Here is a 17,972-nt window from a genome sequence, read left to right on the forward strand (position 1 = left end):
ATCACCGACAACCGCCGGTTGTCGTGGGGCCGTTCCGGTTGTTGGACCCTCCCCGGGCCCGGGCCGTTGACTGGGGTCGTCACCGAACGGCCCGTACGAGCAGGGGAGTCACCGATGAAGGCACTGGTTCCGGCCGGCGGCACGGTCGAGTTCGCCGAAGTCCCGCAGCCCGAGCCGCGCCCCGACGAGGTGCTGGTGAAGGTCGACGCGTTCTCGGTGAACCGGGGCGAGACCTTCCTGCTGGAGGATCCACCGCCGCGCTGGCGGCCGGGCAAGGACGTCGCCGGGCTGGTCGTGCAGGCCGCCGCGGACGGCAGCGGCCCGGCGGTCGGGCAGCGGGTGGTGGGGCACCCGCCGGGCGCGGGCTGGGCGGAGTACGCGGCGGTGCGCACGGACGCGCTGGCGGTGCTGCCCGAGCGGCTGGACGCGCCGACGGCCGCCGCGCTGCCGCTGGCGGGCCTGACCGCGCTGCGGCTGCTGCGCGCGGCGGGCGCGGTGACCGGTCGGCGGCTGCTGCTGACCGGGGCGTCCGGCGGCGTGGGGCACTACCTGACCGAGCTGGCCGCGGCCGCCGGGGCGCGGCTGACGGCCGTCACCGCCAACGCCGAACGCGGGGAACGGCTGCGGGAGCTGGGCGCCGCCGAGGTGGTGCACGAGGTGGCCGGCGCGCGCGGCCCGTACGACCTGGTGCTGGAGTCCACCGGCGGCGCCGAACTGCCCCGGGCGCTGGCGCTGCTGGCCCCGCGCGGCCGGCTGCTCTGGTTCGGCCAGGCTTCCCGCGAGCCGGTCCGGCTGGACTTCTTCGCCCTGCTGAACGGCCCGGTCTCGGCGGTGATCGAGCACTTCAGCTACGCGGACGTCGACCACCCGGACGGCCCGGACCTGCGCACCCTGGTCCGGCTGACCGCCGAGGGCCGGCTGCACCCCGAAATCGGCCTGGCCGACGACTGGCACCGCACCGCCGACGCGATCGCCGCCCTGCGCGGCCGCCGGGTCCGCGGCAACACCGTCCTGACCATCGCCTGACCACCCGCAGAAGGAGATCCACCATGAGCACCGACCCCCGCACCGTCGTCGCCGACTACGTGGCCGCGGTGGCCCGCGGCGACGCGGACGCCGTCCGCGACGCCTTCACCGAGGACGCCGTCTGGATCTACCCGGGCGACCTGCCGCTGAGCGGCGAGTGGCGCGGCCGCGAGGCGGTCGTCGAGGACTTCCTCGGTTCGATCGGCGGCCTGGTCGCCCCCGGCACCGCCGTCGAGGTCGAACTCGTCGGCACCCCGGTCGCCGAGGGCGACCGGGTGGTCGCCGAATGGACCTCGCGCTGCACCACCGTGCACGGCCGGCTCTACGAGAACCGCAACCTGGGCGTCTTCACCGTCCGGGACGGCCTGATCGCCGCCGTCCGCGAGTACACCGACACCCACCGCGCCGCCACCGTCCTGTTCGCGGACGGCGGGTGACCGCCGCCCGGCGCCCGCGCTCCCGATCCGTCTCAACACCGCCTTAAGCCCCCCGTAACTACTCTGACGTACCGTCAGATGTGCTGCTCCGACTGGCTAGCGTCCCGGGCACACCCTCTCCGCACGACGCAAGGGAGCCCTCGATGGCCTCCGTCCGCCGCACCACCCGCACCGCCCTGGGCCTGCTGGCCGCCGCCGCCCTGCTCGGTGGTCCGGCCGCGCTGCCCGCCGCCGCGCACGGCCCGTCCGCGAGCGCCCCCGCCGCTCCCGGCGCCTCCCCCGGCGCCGGCGCCTCCCCCGATACCGGCGCCGGCGCTCCGTCCCCGCCCGGCCCGCCCTCCCCCTCGCCGTCGCCCTCCCCCGAGCAGCTCGCCCGGACCGGCGGGGACGCGGCCGTCAACGGCGTGCTGCTGTCGCTGGGTTCGGTGCTGCTGCTGACCGGCGCGGCCCTGGCGGTGCCGGGCCGGCGCCGCCCCGGGGACGGCGGCCGGTGCTGACGGGGAGCGGCTGACCGGGTGGCCTCCGTCGCTCCGGGAGGCGGGGATGGTTGAGTTGAGGTATGAGCAGCACGCCCTCCGCCCCGTTCCGCGTCGGCCTGATCGGCTACGGCCTGGCAGGTTCCGCCTTCCACGCCCCGCTGATCGCCACCACCCCCGGACTCCAGCTGGACGCGGTGGTCACCGCCAACCCCGACCGCCGCGCCCAGTTGCACCGCGACCACCCCGGCGCCCGCGCCCTCGACACCCCCGAGCAGCTGTTCGAGGACGCCGACCGGTTCGACCTGGTGGTGATCGCCTCCCCCAACCGCACCCACGTCCCGCTCGCCCGCACCGCCCTGCTGGCGGGCCTGGCCACCGTGGTCGACAAGCCGCTCGCCGCGACCAGCGCCGAGGCCCGCGACCTGTGCGAGTTCGCCGAGAAGTCCGGCCTGCTGCTGTCGGTGTTCCAGAACCGCCGCTGGGACGGCGACTTCCTGACCGCCCGCCGCCTGGTCGAGGAGGGCCGGCTGGGCCGGGTGCACCGCTTCGAGTCCCGCTTCGAGCGCTTCCGCCCCAAGCCCAAGCCGGGCTGGCGCGAGCTCGCCGACCCGGCCGAGGTCGGCGGCACCCTGTACGACCTGGGCAGTCACCTGGTCGACCAGGCGCTGACCCTGTTCGGCCCGGTCGAGACGGTGTACGCGGAGATCGACGTGCGCCGCGACGGCGCGGTGGTCGACGACGACGCCTTCCTCGCCCTGACCCACACCGGCGGCGTCCGCTCCCAGCTGTGGACCAGCGCGATCGCCCCGCTCGCCGGGCCCCGCCTGCGGGTGCTCGGCGACAGCGCCGGCTACGTCAAGTTCGGCATGGACCCGCAGGAGGACGCGCTGCGGGCCGGCCGCCGCCCGGGCGGGCCGGAGGGCTGGGGCGCCGACGACCCGGCCGCGTACGGCCTGCTGGGCAGCGACGGCGACGCCGAGCCGGTCGCCACCGACCCGGGCGACTACCCGGCGTACTACGCGGGCATCGCCGCCTCGCTCGCCGACCGCACCCCGCCGCCCGTCGACCCGCGCGACGCGGTCGCCACGCTCGCCGTCCTGGAGGCCGCCCGGGCCTCCGCCGCGACGGCCTCCGTGGTCCGCCTGCCCTGAGCCCGGCCCGGGCCCCGGCCCGTCCTGAGCGCGGCCCCGGGCCGACCCGGGGCCGACCCGGGGCCGGCCCGGGGCCGCGGGTGCTCAGGCGGTGGGCCAGGCCGCCAAGTGGGCGTCGATCTCGCCGGTCAGCCGGCGCTTGCCCGCCGCGTCCAGGAAGGACGCCTCGACGGCGCCCCGGGCCAGCGCCGCGACGCCCGCCTCGTCCAGGCCGAGCAGCTTCGCGGCGACCGCGTACTCGGTGTTCAGGTCGGTGCCGAACATCGGCGGGTCGTCGCTGTTGATCGTGACCAGCAGCCCGGCGTCGACCATCTGCCGCACCGGGTGGTCCTCGATCCGCTCGACCACCCGGGTCGCCAGGTTGGACGTCGGGCAGACCTCCAGCGGGATCCGGTGCTCGCCCAGGTAGTCGACCAGCGCCGGGTCCTTCACCGACTGGGTGCCGTGCCCGATCCGCTCGGCGCCGAGCACCCGGATCGCGTCCCACACCGTCTCGGGGCCGGTCGACTCGCCCGCGTGCGGCACGCTGTGCAGGCCGGCCGCCCGGGCCCGGTCGAAGTACGGCTTGAACTGGGGGCGCGGCACGCCGATCTCGGGGCCGCCGAGCCCGAACGAGACCAGCCCCTCGGGGGCCAGGTCGAGGGCGAGCCGGGCGGTCTCCTCGGCGGAGGCCAGGCCGGCCTCGCCGGGGATGTCGAAGCACCAGCGCAGCACGACGCCGAGGTCCTTCTCGGCGGACAGCCGGGCGTCCTCGATCGCCTCCATGAAGGCGACGTCGGGGATGCCCCGGCTGACCGACGAGTACGGGGTGACGGTCAGCTCGGCGTACCGGATGTTCTGCCGGGCCATGTCCTGCGCGACGCCGTAGGTCAGCGCGCGGACGTCCTCGGCGTCCCGGATCAGGTCGACGACGCTCAGGTACACCTCGATGAAGTGCGCGAAGTCGGTGAAGGTGAAGTACTCGGCGAGCGCCTGCGGGTCGGCCGGCACCCTGCTGTGCCCGGCGTGCCGGGCCGCCAGCTCGGCCACCACCCGCGGCGAGGCCGAGCCCACGTGGTGCACGTGCAGCTCCGCCTTCGGCATGGCGGCGATGAACGCCTCGATCCCCTGGACACCCTCGGCCACGGCACGCTCCCGTCTACTTCACCCGGACCCGGACAGACCACGCATGCTAACCCGCGGACCCGGCCCGGCTTGTCGGTGGTGGCCTGCGCCGCCGCGTCCCCGCCCGCCTCGGCGGGGACGGGCCGGAGAGCCCCGGGTCGGACGACCCGTCGTCGTTGCACGCCGTCCGCACCGGCGCGGCCGCCCCCGGCGCCGCGGCCCGCAGGACGGTCTTCCGCACGGGTACCGGTCGGTCGCCCGCCCCGGCCCAGGGCCCGAGCGGTCGGACACGCACCCCCGGGCGACGCCCCGTCAGCCGCCCAGCGCCGTGCTGACGGTGTGGATGAGCAGGCCCGCCAGCGCACCCACCACGGTGCCGTTGATCCGGATGAACTGCAGGTCGCGGCCCACGTTGGCCTCGATCTTGCGGGAGGCGTCGGCGGCGTCCCAGCCGGCCACGGTGTCGGAGATCAGCGAGGTGATCTCCTCCCGGTAGGTGGAGACCACGTACTCGGCGGCGTCCAGCAGCCAGCCGTCGGCCTTCGCCTGGAGCCTGCCGTCGGTGGCGAGCCGCCGGCCGAGGGCGTGCAGCGCCCCGGTGAGGCGGCGGCGCAGTTCGCTGTCCTCGTCCTCGGCGGCGTTGAGCACCAGGGTGCGGACGGCCGCCCAGGAGGAGGCGATCAGCTCCTGCACCTCGGGGCGGGCCAGCAGGTCGGCCTTGGCGCGTTCGACCCGGTCGATGGTGGCGGGGTCGTGCTGGAGCTCGTGGGCGAAGTCGGCGAGGAAGTTGTCGAGCGCGCCGCGCGCGGGGTGCACGGGATCGTCGCGGACGTCGGTGACGAAGCGCAGCAGTTCCTTGTAGACGCGCTCGCCGACCTGCTGGTCGAGGAACTTGGGCGTCCAGCCGGGGGTCTTGGCGGTGACCCGGGCGACCACCTCGCCGTGGTGCTCGACCAGCCAGTCGTGGCCGCGCACCGCGACCAGGTCGACCAGGCCCCGGTGCCCGCCGTCGGCGACGATCTTCCCGAGCAGCCGCCCGGCGGGTTCGGCGACCGAGGTGGCGGCGGCCCGCCGGGTGACCGCCTCGGCGACCACCGCCTGCACGTCCTCGTCCCGGAGCACCGCGAGCAGGCCGCGCAGCGCGGCGGCGGCCTCGCGGGTGACGCGTTCGGCGCTGCCGGGCGCGGAGAGCCACTCGCCGAGCCGCCGGGCCACGCCGATCCGGCCGAGCCGGGCCCGGACCACCGGCGCGGACAGGAAGTTGTCGCCGACGAAGTCGCCGAGCGAGCGGCCGAAGGCGTCCTTCTTGGTCGGGATGATCGCGGTGTGCGGGATCGGCAGCCCGAACGGGCGGCGGAACAGCGCGGTGACGGCGAACCAGTCGGCGAGCGCGCCGACCATGCCGGCCTCGGCGGCGGCCGCCACGTACCCGGCCCAGGCGCCGGCACCGGCCGCCTCCGCCCAAGTGGCGAGGGCGAACACCAGTGTGGCCAGGCCGAGGAGGCCGGTCGCGATGGTCTTCATCCGCCGCACACCGCGCCGCTTCTCCTCGTCGGCGGCGGTGAACCTGACTCCGGGGGCAGTATCGTCCACGCTCACCCCGCCAGCGTGGCACACCGGCCCGGCGAAACGGCCGCCGCCCCGCTAATCCGACCGTCGGATCGGCGCCGGCCTCAGCCTCCTCCGCCCAGCACGATCCGCCGCACGCCCGCCCAGCGGGCGGGGTCGGTGACCCGGCGGCCGTCGAGCAGCACCCGGACCCCGGGGAAGTCGACCGCGCCCAGGTCCCGGTACTCGGGGTGGTCGGCCTGGACGACCAGCGCGGCGGCGGGCTTGCCCTCGTCGGGCGGCAGGCCGAGCGCGGCCAACTCCTCCGGCGGGTACAGCGGGTCGCTGACGCCGACCTCGGCCCCGGCCGCGCGCAGCGCCGCGACCAGCGGGAACACCCCGGAGTACGCGGTCTCCTTGACCCCGCCCCGGTAGGAGGCGCCGAGCACCGTCACCGCGACGCCGGTCAGCGGGCCGAGCGCGCCCTCCAGCAGCCCGACCGCGTACGCCGGGACCTGCTCGTTGGCCTCGCGGGCGGTGCGGACCACGGTGGCGCCCGGGTCGTTCCACAGGTACAGCCGGGGGTAGACCGGGATGCAGTGGCCGCCGACCGCGATGCCGGGGCGGTGCAGGTGGCTGTAGGGCTGCGAGTTGCAGGCGTCGATGACCTCGGCGAGGTCGACGCCGACCCGGTCCGCGTACCGGGCGAACTGGTTGACCAGCGCGATGTTGACGTCCCGGTAGGTGGTCTCGGCGAGCTTGGCGAACTCGGCGGCCTCCGCGCTGGACAGCTCCCACACGCCGTTGCCGCGCGGCAGGTCGGGGCGCGGGTCGAAGTCGAGCACCGCCCGGTAGAACTCGGCGCCGCGCCGGGTGGAGTCCTCGTCGATGCCGCCGACCAGCTTGGGGTAGCGCCGCAGGTCGGCGAAGACCCGCCCGGTGCGGACGCGTTCGGGGCTGAACACCAGCGCGAAGTCCCGGCCGGCGGCCAGGTTCGAGCCGGCCTCCAGCCGCCGGGCGAAGCGGCCGCGCACGGTGCCCACCGGCAGGGTGGTCTCGTAGCTGACCAGGGTGTCGGGGCGCAGTCCGGCGGCGACGGCGTCGGTGGCGGCGTCCAGCAGGGCGAAGTCGGGGCTGCCGTCGGGGTCGGTGACCAGCGGGACGACGATCACCACGGCGTCGGCGCCGGCGGTCGCGACGGCCGTGTCGGTGGTGGCGCGCAGCCGGCCGGCGGCGACCGCCCCGGCGAGCCGTTCGGCGAGGTGGGCCTCGCGCGGGAAGGGCGGCCGGCCGGCGTTGACGGCGGCGACCACGCCGGGGGCGATGTCGGCGCCGGTGACCCGGTGGCCCTTGCCGGCGTACTGGACGGCCAGCGGCAGGCCGATCTTGCCGAGGCCCACCACGCAGACGTCCAGCGCCCGCGGCGAGCCGTTCACCGGGCGGCTCCCCGCAGGGCGGCGGCCAGGCCGTGGCGCCGGGCGCGGTGCAGCGCGCGTTTGACGGCCCACCGGGCGCGGCGCAGCGGCGCGGGGACGAGGCGGCGCCAGCCGTCCGGTCCGGGGGCCCGGCCGAGCTCGAACAGCGCGTCGGGCAGGCCGAGCCGCCGGTCGCGGAAGGCCGGGTAGTCGGTGTAGAGCCGGGAGCCGCGGCGGACGGGGGCGGCCTCGCCGTGGTCCTGCTCCCAGGCGATCAGGTCGCACAGGGCGTGCAGTTCGCCGCGCCGGGCGAGGGCGAGGCGCAGCCGGGCGGGGACGGGCAGGGTGCGGAACACGGCGGGCGAGCAGTGCCGTTCGGTGAACCGGCCGATCTCCTGGACGATCCGCCGCTGCATGGCGGGCGGTTCGGCGAGGAAGGGGGCCTGGAGCAGCTGCGGGACGTCCCAGCTGAAGTAGCGGGCGCGGACGGCGTCCCGGGCCGGTCCGGGCAGGGTGGAGCGGTCGAGCACCTCGTGGGCGGCGGTGAAGCCGCGCAGCCGGTCCATCGGCCCGGCCCGGTGGGTGACGTTGGAGCGGTCCTGGCGCAGCACCAGGTGGTAGTAGTCGTAGTCGGCGAGGACGGAGACCTTGCGGGCGTGCAGCAGCGCGCCGAGGGTGAACGGCTGGTCGGAGTGGATGACCAGGTCCTCGCGGCGGCGCAGCCCGTGGCGGGTGACCAGGTCGCGGCGGAACAGCTTGGTGTCGCCGAGGGCCCAGGCGAGCGCGGAGTCGGTGAAGCCGACGTGCTCGGCGGTGCGGTCGAAGATGCCCTGCGGGACGACCCGGCCGTGTTCGCCGACCTGTTTGGGGATCAGCACGTCGGACTCCCAGCGGTCGGCGGCGTCGACCATCCGTTCCAGCGCCTCGGGGCCGAGCCAGTCGTCGGCCCCGAGGTACAGCAGGTAGCGGCCGCGGGCGAGTTCGGTGCCGCGGTTGGTGGGCTTGGCGGGGCCGCCGGACGCGGGCTGCCGCACGGTGCGGAACAGCCCGGGGTGGGCGGCGGCGTAGCGGGCGAGCTCCTCGGTGCTGCCGTCGCTGGAGCCGTCGTCGACGGCGACGACTTCCATCCGCCGCGGCCCGATGCTCTGGCCCACCAGCGAGTCCAGGCAGGCGGTGAGGTAGGGCATCGTGTCGTGGACGGCGATCACCACGCTGACGTCCGGTCCTTGCTCGGTCACGAGCTGTCAACTCCCGTACCGGCCGACTGGTCACTTCCCCCACCCGAACGAGTGACGGAAGGGGTCAGGGCGCGGGCACGGCGGCGCTCCCGGCGTAGATCCGGGCGATGACGTCCTCGATCGCCGGTTCGCGCACCGACAGGTCGACCAGGGGGTGGCGCTCGGCGACGGCGGCGACGATCGGCGCGGCGCTCTGCCGGGCGGGGAAGGCCAGCCACTGGCGGGGGCCCTCGGTGCGGACCACCCGGACGCCGGGCAGGTCGATCGGCGGGTGCGGCTCGGCGAGGTCGACCACCAGGGTGCGTTCGCTGCCGCCGATCTCGTGCAGCCGCTCCAGCGGGCCGTCCAGGACGAGCCGGCCGTGGTCGATCACCATCACCCGGCCGCACAGCTGCTCGATGTCGGTGAGGTCGTGGGTGGTGAGCAGCACGGTGGTGCGCCGCTCCCGGTTGGTCTCGCGCAGGAACCCGCGGACCTTCGCCTTGCTGACGGTGTCGAGCCCGATGGTGGGCTCGTCCAGGTACAGCACGCTGGGGTCGTGCAGCAGGGCGGCGGCCAGGTCGCCGCGCATCCGCTGGCCGAGCGAGAGCTGCCGCACGGGGGTGTCCAACAGCTCTCCCAGGCCGAGGAGTTCGACGCAGCGGTCGAGGTTGGCCCGGTACCTGGCGTCGGGGATCCGGTAGATCCGCCGGGCCAGTTCGTAGCTGTCGCGCAGCGGCAGGTCCCACCAGAGGGTGGTGCGCTGGCCGAACACCACGCCGATCCGGCGGGCGAGTTCGGCCCGGCGGGCGGCCGGGTCGACGCCGGCCACCCGCAGCCGTCCGCCGCTGGGCACCAGGATGCCGGTGAGCATCTTGACGGTGGTGGACTTCCCGGCGCCGTTGGGCCCGATGTAGCCGACGCACTCGCCCTCCTCGACGGCGAAGGTCAGCCCGTCGACGGCCCGCACCTCGCGCTTCTCGCGGCGCCAGCGGCCGTCCCTGGTGCGGACGGTGAAGCTCCGCCGGACGTCCTCGACCTCGATCACGGCCATGGTTCCCCTTCCCTCAGCTTCCGGTGGAGCGGTAGGCGCGCAGCCCGGCCCGCCAGGCGAGCCCGGCCGCCAGCACGCACAGCGCGGCGGCCAGCGGCGAGGCGAACCGGAAGGCGACGGGCAGCCCGAGCGGGTCGGACCGGCCCAGGACGTGCAGCGCGGGCAGCCAGTTGACGAACGCCAGCGGGACGCCGAAGACGGTGCCGGCGACGAGTTCCCTGGCGAACACCGTGGGCGGGTACTGCAGGACGGTGGCGCCGCCGTAGGTGACGGCGTTCTGCAGTTCGGCGGCGTCGCCCCACCAGAACTGCACGCAGGAGCAGCCGACGAACAGCGCGCAGAAGATGACGGTGCCGCACAGCAGCAGCACGGGCACCATCAGCACCCGGTCCCAGCTCCAGTGCACGTCGAGCGCGGTGAGCGACCAGCCGAGCACCGCGAAGGCCTGCACCAGCCGGCCCAGGCGCCGCAGCGAGAAGCGTTCGGCGGCGAGCTGGGCCAGCGCGGGGGCGGGCCGGATCAGCATGGTGTCCAGGCTGCCGGAGCGCACCCGCTCCCCCAGCCCGCCCACCGACCCGACCAGGACGTTGGCCGCGCCGAGCGCGACCGAGGAGGTGCCGTACAGGAAGCCGGTCTCGGCGAGCGTCCAGCCGGCCAGCTGCCTGGTGTGGGAGAACATCAGCAGCAGCACCGCGAAGTCCAGGAAGGTGATCAGCGTGTTCGCGGCCAGGCTGATCGCGAACGAGGCCCGGTAGGCCATCGTGGAACGGACCCACATCCCGGTGATCAGCCACCACGAGCGCACCGCCCAGCCCGCCCGCGCCACCGTGCCCGGGTGCTCAGCCACCCTGGACCACCACCCTGCGCACGGCCAGCGCCTGCCCGGCCCGGCCGATCGCCAGCAGGGCGGCGCCCCAGGCGAGCTGGAACCCGTACAGGGCCAGCAGGCCGGTGCCGGTGCGCCGCCGCAGCAGCACGTCGGTGGGCAGCTGCACCATCGCCGAGAACGGCAGCACCCGGGCCAGGTCGCCCAGCAGGCCGGGGAAGAGGGCCAGCGGCAGGAGCATCCCGGAGAAGAACATCGACACCACCGTCATCGCGGCCCGCACCCCCTCGGACTCGTGCAGCCAGAAGCCGGTCAGCGTGGCCAGGAAGCGCAGCCCGAAGCTGACCACCACCGCCAGCGCCACCGAGAGCAGGAACTCGGCCCACACCAGCGGGTCGGCGGGCAGCACCAGGTCGAACAGCGCGGCGCCCGCCAGCATCGGCAGCGCGCCCCTGGTCAGCAGCTGGTAGCCGGCCCGGCCGAGGTCGGTGGCCAGCCACCAGCCCTGGAAGTCCACCGGCCGGTACAGGTCGACGGCGATGTCGCCGCTGCGGAAGCGCGCCTGCAGGTCGTCCTGGAACCCGCCGCCCCACACCGCGACGGTCACCAGCAGCCCCTGGCTGATCCAGATGTAGGTGACCGCCTGCGCGGCGTCGTAGCCGCCGAGCCCCGGCCTGGCCCGCCACAGGGCGAGCATGGTGGACGCCAGGATCACCCCGAACACGGTGTTGGTGACCGTCCCCGCCAGCGTGGCCGCCCGGTACGTCGAGTACCGCCGGAACGCTCCCCGGGCGACCGATAAGTAGACCCCACCCATCGATGTGTCTCCTTGTCGATATTCACCCGCACCTGAACGGCCCACAAAACTACGCCCGCCCCCGGGCCGGGCGCACCTCATTTACCGCGGCGGATGGCGCCCGCGGCACGATCCCGCCACGGACGGCCTCCCGGCCGGCCCTACAGGTAGAGCCCGGTCGACCCCTCCAGGTCGCCGAACCGCCCGGCCGCCACCGCGTGCAGGTCGCGCTCGCGCAGCAGCACGTACGTCGCGCCGCGGACCTCGACCTCCAGTTTGTCCTCCGGGTCGTACAGCACCCGGTCGCCCGGCTCCACGGACCGCACGCTCTGGCCGACGGCCACCGCCTCGGCCCAGGCGCAGCGCCGCGACAGCTCGGCGGTGGCCGGGATCAGGATGCCGCCGGTGGAGCGCCGCTCGCCCTCGCCGGTCTCGGTCCTCACCAGCACCCGGTCGTGCAGCATCCGGATCGGCAGCTTCTCCCCGAGCCGGTCGTGCCGCCCGTGCGGGGCGTCCTCGCCGGCTGCGGCCGTGTTCTGGGTGTCGTTCTCACTCACGCCCCGACCGTACCGGACCGGAACGCGGCGGCGGGGCCCCGGGCGCCTGCCCGGGGCCCCGCCGCGACGTGCCGTCAGCCCTTGCGCCGCCGCCGCGCCGAGGCGACCAGCAGCACCACGCCGACGCCGACCAGCGCGGCCGGCACCACCCGCTCGGTCCGCAGCCGCCCCTCCTCGTCCACGAACTTCGACCTGACCTGCTCGACGGCGCCGCTCGCGGCGACGTACGCCTGCCCGGCCTTCCGCTCGACGGTGGCGCGGACCTTGGCCTTGGTCTGCGCGGCGACGGTCGCCGGGTGGACGCGCATGGCGAGCTCGTCGAGGGTCACGGCGAGCCGGTCCCTCGCCCCGGCGATGTCCGCCTCGATCTGGGCCGTCGTACGCGGTGCCGACGTGTCCTTGCCGCTCGCTGCCACTGGGGCCACCCCATCTCTGTTACCGCTAGGTACTTCTTCTCCACCGACAGTCTGTCAGCTCGCCGCCGCACGCGCGCAGCGCCACCCGCCGACGGGGGTAGGTTGGCCCGCAGCACCACCCCCCGTCCCAGCTCCAGAGGAGAACCGAGCACAGTGAGCGAGCGCCTGCAGGCGGGCGACACCGCCCCCGCCTTCACCCTGCCCGACGCCGACGGCAAGGAGGTGTCGCTGGCCGACCACCTGGGCCGCAAGGTGATCGTCTACTTCTACCCGGCGGCGCTCACCCCCGGCTGCACCAAGCAGGCCTGCGACTTCACCGACAACCTCGAGGTGTTCGCGGGCGCCGGCTACGACGTGATCGGCATCTCGCCGGACAAGCCGGAGAAGCTCGGCAGGTTCCGCGAGGCGGAGGACCTGAAGGTGACGCTGCTGTCCGACCCGGCGCACGAGGTGCTGGAGGCGTACGGCGCGTACGGCGAGAAGGTGAACTACGGCCGCACCTACCAGGGCGTGATCCGCTCGACCGTCGTGGTGGACGAGCGGGGCGAGGTCGAGCGGGCGCTCTACAACGTCCGGGCCACCGGCCACGTCGCCAAGCTGCTCAAGGACCTGAAGGTCGGCCAGTAGGCGGCGGACGCGAAGGAGCGGTGGCGGCCGACCCCCCGACCGGGTCGACCGCCACCGCCGTTCATGGGCCCGGGGTCGGGCTCAGCAGGCCCCGAGGTCCGTCCAGACGCCCCAGGCGCCGCTCAGCGAGGGGTCCTCGCCCGCAGTCCACCACTTGTTCTGGTAGTAGTGGCCCTTCCACGACACCTTGGTGACGGCGGCGTAGGTGGTGCCCGCGCTCCAGCTCGGAGCGCCCGAGCACGTCCCGGCGGTGACCGACGCGGACGGCGAGGCCGACTGCGAGGCGGAGGCCGAGGCCGACGGGGACGCCGACCGGGAGGGGGAGGCCGAGGCGCTGGCCGACGCGGACGGCGAGGCCGACTGCGAGGCCGAGGCGGAGGCCGACGGGGACGGCGAGGAGGTGCCCGCGGTGGCGCCGCGGGTGAAGTCGCCGGTGATGCCGTACAGCGTGCCGCCGACGTTCACGGTCCAGTTGGCGGGGGTGGAGACCGGCAGGTAGTAGACGAACGCGACGTCCACCGAGGCGCCGGGCGCCAGCGTCTGCCAGGTCGGCAGCTTCAGCGAGACCCGGTTGTAGGTGCCCTTCAGACCGCCGACGTTGCTGCCGGTGTGGTCGGCCCGGATCACCTTGGAGCCGAAGCCGGACTGGTCGGCGGCGTTGCCGGGCGCGGAGACCGAGTAGTCGAACTGGAACTCGGTGCCGCCCGGCAGGGTGGTGGTCGAGTTGTTGACGATGTGGATCTTCGGGTTGATCGGGTAGTTGTTGTCGCCCAGCGCGAAGTCGGTGAAGGACACGTCGATCGGCAGGGTCTGCTGCGGCAGCGCGACGGTGGAGCGGGTCGCGCCGTACGACGAGGCCGACTTGAACTTGTCGTACAGCAGCGAGGTCATGGTGTTGCCCTGGACGTACTCGCCCTTGCCGCCGTTGGCGGTGGCGTCCCACTTGTAGTCGCCGGCCAGCTCCCAGATCATCGCGCCGCCGACGCCCTGGTTGACCACGTAGTCGGCCTTGGCGCCGATCGACTGGTCGTCCTCGGTCGACAGGAAGACCTTCTTGTCCGCGTTCCACAGCCACGGCGCGACCAGCGACGAGCTGTAGTTGCGGCTGTAGGTGCCCTTGAGCGCGGTGTCGGTCACGCCGTACTTGGACAGGTAGTCCGGGACGACGCCCGCTTCCAGGTTCTTGGCGTGCCACATCGGGTTGGAGCCGGCGGGCGACTCCTTGCCGTTGTCGTCCAGGTCGTGCCAGATGTTGTCGATGCCGACGGCGCCGTCACCACAGGTGGTCAGGCCGGAGCCGGCCGGGCAGTTGGTGGTGGAGGAGGTGCCCCACAGGCCGTTGGTGCCACCCTGGACGTTCTGGAAGCCGCGGGTGTAGTACGGCACGCCGAGGTTGATCCGGCCGGCCGGCATCGCGCCGCGGAAGTAGTGCACGGCCCAGTCGGTGTTCAGGTAGCCGATGCCGCCGTACTGCGAGGTGCCGTACACGTTGGCGGCCGCCAGCTCGGCGTCCTTGCCGTCGTCGTACAGCGCGGCGTTCGGGCCGACGTACTTGTTCCAGGCGCCGTGCAGGTCGTACGACATGATGTTGACGTAGTCCAGGTACTGGGTGACCTGGAAGGTCTCCATGCCGCGCAGCAGGTAGCCCGAGGACGGGGCGGCGACCGACAGCAGGTAGTACTTGCCGTCGGCGGCGGAGGCCCGGTCGAGCTTCTCGCGCATGGTCTTCATCAGCACGGCGTAGCCCTTCATCAGGGAGGCGCGCTTGGCGTTGCTGGTGGTGTAGTCGAGCGGGTTGCCCGCGTCCTTCATCGAGGTCGGGTACTCGTAGTCGAGGTCGACGCCGTTGAAGCCGTACTTCTTGATGAAGGCGACGGCCGAGTCCGCGAAGGTGTTGATGCCGGCCTGGTTGACCGACCCGTCCGCGTTGGTGGTCATCGAGTAGAAGCCGCCGGAGTTGACCCGCTTGCCCGAGTCGTCGAAGTAGCCGCCGGTCTCGGCCCAACCGCCCACCGAGACCATGGTCTTGACGTTCGGGTACTGCTTCTTGAACTTGCTGAGCAGGTTGAAGTGGCCCTTGTACGAGTACGCCGGGTCCATCTCCGCGCCCGCCACGCCCGGGAAGGTCATCCCGGTGGAGGCGTTGTTCGGGCCGTCGGTGCCCACGGACAGCGTGTTGTCCGAGGCGACGTGCGCGAACGCGTAGTTGAGGTGGGTGACCTTGTCCCAGGGGATGTTGTTCACCAGGTAGGCGGGCGTGCCGTCCTTGCCGGTGCGCCAGCTGGTGAAGTAGCCGATGACGCGGCGCTGGTGGTCGGCGCCCATCTGCTCGCGGCCGCTGGTGTCGTAGACGTTGCAGTACGGGACGTCGACGCCGGGCGTGGTGTACATGCCGTCGGGGCGGCACGCCTGGTTGTCGACGGCGGCGGCGGACGGGGCCACGCCGAGCGTGCCCATCAGCAGGCCCGCCAGGCCGGCGGCCGCGGTGGCGGCGAACGCCACCTTGCGGCCCTTGAGGTGGCGGCCCGCAGCGGTGGGGCGCTGCTCCGCCTTGTTTCGGATCAACACTCGGTCCTCCTGGAGGGAGTGTCGTGCGCACGACCGTGGGAAGCCGCGCACCTGTGGGGGAAGTTCCGCCGAACCTAAAAGGTCTGGACCACCCGCGTCAACAGGTCTGTACCAACTTGATATGAAGGGCCGGACCGTCCGCACCCGGACGATCCGGCCCCCGCCGGGGGGAACTGACGCTACTTCATGCTCCCGGTCATCGCGTTGACCAGCGTGCCGGACGGGTCGTCCGCCTCCAGCGAGTAGGCGAAGACCCCGCCGAGGCCCCTGGAGGTGGCGTACGCGCCGCGCGCCGCGATCGCCTGCGGGGTGTCACCGGTCCACAGGCTGGCGCCGTCGTAGATCCACGAGCTCTGCGTGACCGGGTCCCAGTGCACCGCGGAACCGGTGGTCTTGCCGGCCGCCGCCAGCTCCTTCCAGAACGCCACGCCGGCGGTCTGGCTGGTGCCCTGCGCCGCCGCCGGGCCGGTCGCGCTCTGGTACAGGCCGTGGTTCGGGCCGGCCGGCACGCCGGTCCACCCGCGCATGTAGAACGGCACGCCCAGCACCAGCTTCTTCGCCGGGAAGCCGCCCTTGATGCCGTACGCCGGGGCGCCGTTCAGGTAGGCGTTGACCGCGTTGTCCACGGTGTACTTCTGGGTGCCCGGGGCGACCGGGTTGCTCGGGTCGTTCGGGCTGTCGTACAGCGGGTCCTGCAGGTTGGTCGGGCCGGTCGCGTCCCAGGCGCCGTGCATGTCGTAGGACATCACGTTGCCGTAGTCCAGGTACGTGCCGATCTGGTCGGTCTGCAGCAGCGCGATCTTGTCCTGGCCGGACGGCAGGGCCGCGGTCAGCAGGTACTTCTTGCCGACGGTCTGCCCGTACGCGTCCAGCTGGTTGCGGAACTCGGCCAGCAGCGCGGTGAAGTCGGCGGTGTCGGAGGCCGAGTAGTGGTTGCCGGTGTGGCCGCCCGCCGAGGCCGGGTACTCCCAGTCGATGTCGATGCCGTCGAAGACGCCCATCGCCGCGGCGGTGCCGCCGGTGGCGTCGCCCTGGATCGACGGCAGGTTGCCCTTGATGAACATGTCGACGCAGGAGGAGACCAGCTTCTTGCGCGAGGCGTCGGTGGCCGCCGCGTCCGAGAAGTACTTGGAGTACGTCCAGCCGCCCAGCGACATGGTGATCTTCAGGTTCGGGTACTTCGCCTTGAGCTCGCGCAGCTGGTTGAAGTTGCCCTTCAGCGGCTGGGTCCAGGCGTCGGTGGTGCCGTCCACCGCGATGTCCGCGGTGTAGCCCTTCTGGTAGTCCGCGAACGCGTCGCCCGCGCCGTCGCCGGCGCTCGGGTTGTTGTCGTTGGTGTCCGCGGCCTTGATGGTCTCGAAGCAGCTCAGCGTGGACGGGTTGATGTTGGCGAACGCGTAGGTCATCGTGTTCAGCCCGCCGGCCGCGCCGGTGGCGGCCATCGTCGACGGGTAGTACTTGTTCCCGTAGATGCCCCACTGCGCGAAGTACGCCGACTTCAGCGGGCCGCTCGGGGCCGCCCCGGTGGTGACGGACACCGGCGCGGTGAACCCGCTGCTGTGGCCGTCCTTGTCGTAGCCCTGCACGGTGAAGGAGTACGGGGTGTTCGGCAGCAGCGAGGAGACGGTCACCGAGGTGCCCATCGAGGTCGCGGTCTGGTTCGTGGTGCCGCCGGTGAAGATCCGGTAGACCGCGCTGTTGCCGTTCTGCGCGTTGTCGGTGGAGGGGTTCCACTTCAGCGTCACCGAGGTGCCCGACACGCTCGCGGTCAGCCCGGTCGGCGTGGTCACCACCCCGTCCCCGCCCGGCGTCCCGCTCTGCGAGGCCGAGGCCGAGGCCGACGGCGAGGCGCTGCGCGAGGCGGACGGCGACGTGCTCGCCGAGGCGCTCGCACTGGCCGACGCCGACGCGCTCGCGCTCGCGCTCGAACCGCCGCTCGCCGAGGGGCTGGTGGAGCCCGACCCGCCGGGGCCGGTCAGCACCAGGTCGTCCGCGTAGTAGGTGCCCTGGCCGTACCAGCCGTGGGTGTAGACCGTCACCGAGGTGGTCGAGGCGCCGGTGGTGAAGGTGGTGCTGCGGTTGGCCCAGTCGGCGCTGGAGCCCCAGGAGTTGGTGTCGGTGGTGCCCGTCCCGGTGACGCCCAGGTAGGTGTAGTTGCCCTTCAGCCAGCCGCTCAGGCTGTACGTGGTGTTCGGGCTGACCGCGACGGTCTGCGAGCACTGGGCGGTGTCCGACGCGGAGGCCGCCGCCTGCAGCGCCTTGGCGCCGCCGTGCGGGGCGGTGGAGGTGATCGAGCCGAGGCCGGCCGAGCAGTTCCAGCCGGACGGCGTGCCGCTCTCGAAGTCGCCGTTGGCGAGCAGGTTGACGGTGGCGGCCGAGGAGGAGCCGCCGATCACGGTGACCAGCCCGGCGGCGCCGGCCACCAGTGCGGTCGCGGTCGCCAGCGCGGTGCCGGCTTTCATCGGACGCCGCCCGGATCGGGCGGCGGAGCGCGCGGCTGTGGCGCGTTCGGGCATGGGTCGCTCCAATGCTCGCGCCCGGGGTGGGGGGCCGGACGCCGTGGGGGAGGAAGACGTGCCTGGGCCCGGTCGTTGCGCACCGCCCGGGGCCCGGATTTCCGCGGATCGGCGCGAACGTACGTGGTCTGGACCACACCGGTCAATAGGTCTGTACCAATTCTTGAACAAGCCGGGACACCCCGGACGGCCGCCCGAAAGGGTGGTGCACGCCCGCGCGACGGGCCAGTAGCAT

16 protein-coding genes are annotated in these 17,972 nt (G+C 73.7%); 5 read left to right on the forward strand and 11 right to left on the reverse strand.

The genetic code is table 11. The features are described from left to right. Window positions 1-114 precede the first annotated feature (114 nt). The 4 genes from OO48_RS13775 to OO48_RS13790 all read left to right on the forward strand — a co-directional run bounded on the left by OO48_RS13775 (window position 115) and on the right by OO48_RS13790 (window position 3,093). A complete protein-coding gene (locus OO48_RS13775) occupies window positions 115-1,026 on the forward strand; it encodes a zinc-binding dehydrogenase (RefSeq protein WP_033215728.1) in 912 nt (303 codons plus the stop codon). Between the two features lie 23 nt (window positions 1,027-1,049). Then, window positions 1,050-1,463, forward strand: a complete 414-nt coding sequence (locus OO48_RS13780; protein ID WP_033215729.1) for a nuclear transport factor 2 family protein — start codon at window positions 1,050-1,052, stop codon at window positions 1,461-1,463. Between the two features lie 143 nt (window positions 1,464-1,606). Beyond that, window positions 1,607-1,960 (forward strand): hypothetical protein, encoded by a 354-nt coding sequence (locus tag OO48_RS39255; RefSeq protein WP_033215731.1) that lies wholly within the window; start codon window positions 1,607-1,609, stop codon window positions 1,958-1,960. Between the two features lie 62 nt (window positions 1,961-2,022). Further along, window positions 2,023-3,093 carry a Gfo/Idh/MocA family oxidoreductase gene (locus OO48_RS13790; protein WP_033215737.1) on the forward strand — a complete coding sequence of 357 codons (1,071 nt, stop codon included), beginning with the start codon at window positions 2,023-2,025 and terminating at the stop codon, window positions 3,091-3,093. An 84-nt stretch (window positions 3,094-3,177) separates the two neighbouring features. On the opposite strand, the gene OO48_RS13795 is transcribed toward OO48_RS13790, so the two are convergent. From OO48_RS13795 to OO48_RS13835, 9 genes are all read right to left on the reverse strand, one after another. Then, window positions 3,178-4,218 (reverse strand): adenosine deaminase, encoded by a 1,041-nt coding sequence (locus OO48_RS13795; RefSeq protein WP_081952103.1) that lies wholly within the window; start codon window positions 4,216-4,218, stop codon window positions 3,178-3,180. Window positions 4,219-4,509: 291 nt separating this feature from the next. Then, a complete protein-coding gene (locus OO48_RS13800; RefSeq protein ID WP_033215837.1) occupies window positions 4,510-5,790 on the reverse strand; it encodes a DUF445 domain-containing protein in 1,281 nt (426 codons plus the stop codon). An 80-nt stretch (window positions 5,791-5,870) separates the two neighbouring features. Continuing rightward, window positions 5,871-7,160 (reverse strand): nucleotide sugar dehydrogenase, encoded by a 1,290-nt coding sequence (locus tag OO48_RS13805; RefSeq protein WP_033215839.1) that lies wholly within the window; start codon window positions 7,158-7,160, stop codon window positions 5,871-5,873. A 17-nt stretch (window positions 7,161-7,177) separates the two neighbouring features. Further along, a complete protein-coding gene (locus tag OO48_RS13810) occupies window positions 7,178-8,398 on the reverse strand; it encodes a glycosyltransferase family 2 protein (RefSeq protein ID WP_051732107.1) in 1,221 nt (406 codons plus the stop codon). Window positions 8,399-8,462: 64 nt separating this feature from the next. Then, a complete protein-coding gene (locus tag OO48_RS13815; RefSeq protein ID WP_033215743.1) occupies window positions 8,463-9,431 on the reverse strand; it encodes an ABC transporter ATP-binding protein in 969 nt (322 codons plus the stop codon). Between the two features lie 13 nt (window positions 9,432-9,444). After that, on the reverse strand, window positions 9,445-10,278 hold the full coding sequence (locus OO48_RS13820; protein WP_063830672.1) for an ABC transporter permease: 834 nt from the start codon (window positions 10,276-10,278) through the stop codon (window positions 9,445-9,447). Further along, entirely contained in the window at window positions 10,271-11,074 is an 804-nt protein-coding gene (locus OO48_RS13825; protein ID WP_033215749.1) for an ABC transporter permease, read from the reverse strand. Before OO48_RS13825 ends, OO48_RS13820 begins: the two co-directional genes overlap by 8 nt. A 140-nt stretch (window positions 11,075-11,214) precedes the next feature. Then, complete coding sequence (locus OO48_RS13830) at window positions 11,215-11,517, reverse strand: GroES family chaperonin (protein ID WP_051732111.1); 303 nt, start codon at window positions 11,515-11,517, stop codon at window positions 11,215-11,217. 167 nt (window positions 11,518-11,684) lie between these two features. Continuing rightward, window positions 11,685-12,026 carry a DUF3618 domain-containing protein gene (locus tag OO48_RS13835; RefSeq protein ID WP_033215753.1) on the reverse strand — a complete coding sequence of 114 codons (342 nt, stop codon included), beginning with the start codon at window positions 12,024-12,026 and terminating at the stop codon, window positions 11,685-11,687. Between the two features lie 153 nt (window positions 12,027-12,179). Here OO48_RS13835 and bcp point away from each other — a divergent pair, with 153 nt between their 5' ends. After that, complete coding sequence (bcp, locus tag OO48_RS13840) at window positions 12,180-12,653, forward strand: thioredoxin-dependent thiol peroxidase (RefSeq protein ID WP_033215755.1); 474 nt, start codon at window positions 12,180-12,182, stop codon at window positions 12,651-12,653. Between the two features lie 81 nt (window positions 12,654-12,734). Here the strand turns inward: bcp and OO48_RS13845 are convergent, their stop codons facing one another. Then, a complete protein-coding gene (locus OO48_RS13845; RefSeq protein WP_245194638.1) occupies window positions 12,735-15,110 on the reverse strand; it encodes a chitinase C-terminal domain-containing protein in 2,376 nt (791 codons plus the stop codon). Window positions 15,111-15,400: 290 nt separating this feature from the next. Further along, window positions 15,401-17,683, reverse strand: a complete 2,283-nt coding sequence (locus OO48_RS13850; protein ID WP_033215758.1) for a glycosyl hydrolase family 18 protein — start codon at window positions 17,681-17,683, stop codon at window positions 15,401-15,403. Between the last annotated feature and the right edge of the window lie 289 nt (window positions 17,684-17,972).

It is taken from the genome of Kitasatospora phosalacinea, from assembly GCF_000716545.1.
In the GTDB taxonomy this organism is placed as follows: domain Bacteria; phylum Actinomycetota; class Actinomycetes; order Streptomycetales; family Streptomycetaceae; genus Kitasatospora; species Kitasatospora phosalacinea.